This is a genomic window from Methanomassiliicoccales archaeon (assembly GCA_014361295.1).
In the GTDB taxonomy this organism is placed as follows: domain Archaea; phylum Thermoplasmatota; class Thermoplasmata; order Methanomassiliicoccales; family JACIVX01; genus JACIVX01.
The window spans coordinates 1-1,761 of the sequence record JACIVX010000059.1 but is presented as its reverse complement, the minus strand read 5'-3'; the positions used below and the strand labels follow the sequence as shown (position 1 = coordinate 1,761).

Genomic DNA, 1,761 nt, shown 5'->3' with positions numbered 1-1,761 from the left:
TCGCCTTCGAGGACGGCTTCTACTCTGCCATCTGGCAGGTTGCGCACCCAACCTTTTACATTATGGTCCATTGCAACATCTTGGGTTCTATACCTGAAAAACACGCCTTGCACCCTGCCACTGATAAATATATGAGCTCTAACTTTCATATCCTCTTGGGCCTCCCACTACAATACTTACAGTCCTCAATCTGGGTAAATTTTATAATAATTATTTTCTATAATATTATTCTATGTGGTGGACACACGGGGGGGTGTGTCTTGGAGATAGGATTGTATATAACTGGGAAGGTTAGAGAGGATGGGACGATCTTAGTCCCTGAGGATATCAGGGAAACTTTTAGGATGGAAGAGGGTAAGTATGTGAATTATAAGCTTGTAAGGCATGCTAGGATTCGAGATGGGAACGTGGAAACTAGGAGTGTGTCAAGGACTGTCTGGGAGCGTTTAACACCAGATGGTGCTCTTAAGATACCGGAGGATCAGCTTGAAATTTATGAAATCAGGGAAGGCGATTTCGTAAGCATCTATCTGCAAGAATCTACAAGAGAAGGTTAATGTACGCTCTCTGGTTTATCCTGAGTTTTTGGGGGCTCCTTAAAAGGTGTGTGGGGAGGTGCTGCTATATAGTTTACAAGTTTTTTGGGAGTGTAGGTTTTGGTTGATTTTGTATAGTGCGCCGAGTATGATGAGTATTCCAATGATTATCATTTATACTTGGGGGCCTATTGTATCCAATGTCTATTTTTTTTAGCATGGCAGATTTTGATGATGGTTAAGAGTGTTCCGAAGATTATGCCTACTATTAGTTCGCCGTGGGGTAGGCTGAAGCATTCATCTTGAAATGATATCATATGCTCTGTCACGAAATGATACCCTGGAAAGGGTAGCTGGTCCAGATTTTCGATCAGCGGCCCCGGAGGGTTGTGTATTATTTTCCCATTGTATCTGAATGATAGGCCTTTAACCTTTGAAACCGGACTATCTTGTTCTATTGCATGTACGAATTCATTGAGTGTTTTCTTCACCTTCTCCACGGATGATAAAATCAACTTCAAGATATGATTTGAGGGTTTCATGGGCCGTGGCTGTGAAATCTTACCCTCCAATGACGGTTGTTATCTTTGGGTCGATTTTCTTTGCTGTTTCAACCGTCCTGATGACTAGATAGGCATTACAAGTTGCTAGAGTGCTTGGGATGTCCATGTCTGGTTGGAATGATTCTATGTGTTTTTCCAGTCCTTCCCAGTCAACACTTTGACAATTCAAAAACTTTTATGTTTTCATTTTTGGCCTCGATGTAGGCTGCTAATTCTAATATACCCAATGGGGTGGGTGGTATTCGCCCATTAAAAAACCGTTGATCCTTTGGAGGTTCTATGAAAAGAATTTTCATGAAAAATCCAACTTTTTATTTGTAGGTGTATATGTTTACTAACCTTAACTTATAAGGTCTTAATATATAATTTGATATTATGAGAGGTTTTCTTGTTATAGGCAATAAAGCCACTACCGGGCCATTTAGTTTGAAGAATATCCCAGGCGCTGGACGGATGGATATCATGTGTCGTTGCATTTCCCAGGCCATTTTCTTGTCCCATTCTATAAGAGAGTCCATGGAGGTCTATCTTTTATTGCTTGGCGATCCTAACCCCCCCAGGGTCGTGAAGATCAAGAGTGATGAACTTAAGGGAATGTCACCTGATGAGAGGAGTGTCGCAGGACTTATAAGGAAAGCTTTAAAGTTCAAAGCAGGAAAAAA

General features: G+C 41.2%; 4 protein-coding genes. 2 read left to right on the top strand and 2 right to left on the bottom strand.

What is annotated here, in order from left to right:
• Nucleotides 1-149 (bottom strand): acylphosphatase (locus H5T41_11080; protein MBC7109301.1); only part of this gene is annotated, 149 nt, incomplete at its 3' end.
• A gap of 111 nt (nucleotides 150-260) precedes the next feature.
• Between H5T41_11080 and H5T41_11075 the strand changes: the two genes are divergently transcribed.
• Entirely contained in the window at nucleotides 261-557 is a 297-nt protein-coding gene (locus H5T41_11075) for a hypothetical protein (GenBank protein ID MBC7109300.1), read from the top strand.
• 167 nt (nucleotides 558-724) lie between these two features.
• Here the strand turns inward: H5T41_11075 and H5T41_11070 are convergent, their stop codons facing one another.
• Nucleotides 725-1,036, bottom strand: a complete 312-nt coding sequence (locus H5T41_11070; GenBank protein ID MBC7109299.1) for a hypothetical protein — start codon at nucleotides 1,034-1,036, stop codon at nucleotides 725-727.
• 438 nt (nucleotides 1,037-1,474) lie between these two features.
• Between H5T41_11070 and H5T41_11065 the strand changes: the two genes are divergently transcribed.
• Nucleotides 1,475-1,761: tRNA (pseudouridine(54)-N(1))-methyltransferase TrmY (locus H5T41_11065; protein ID MBC7109298.1), on the top strand; the 287-nt coding region annotated here is incomplete at its 3' end.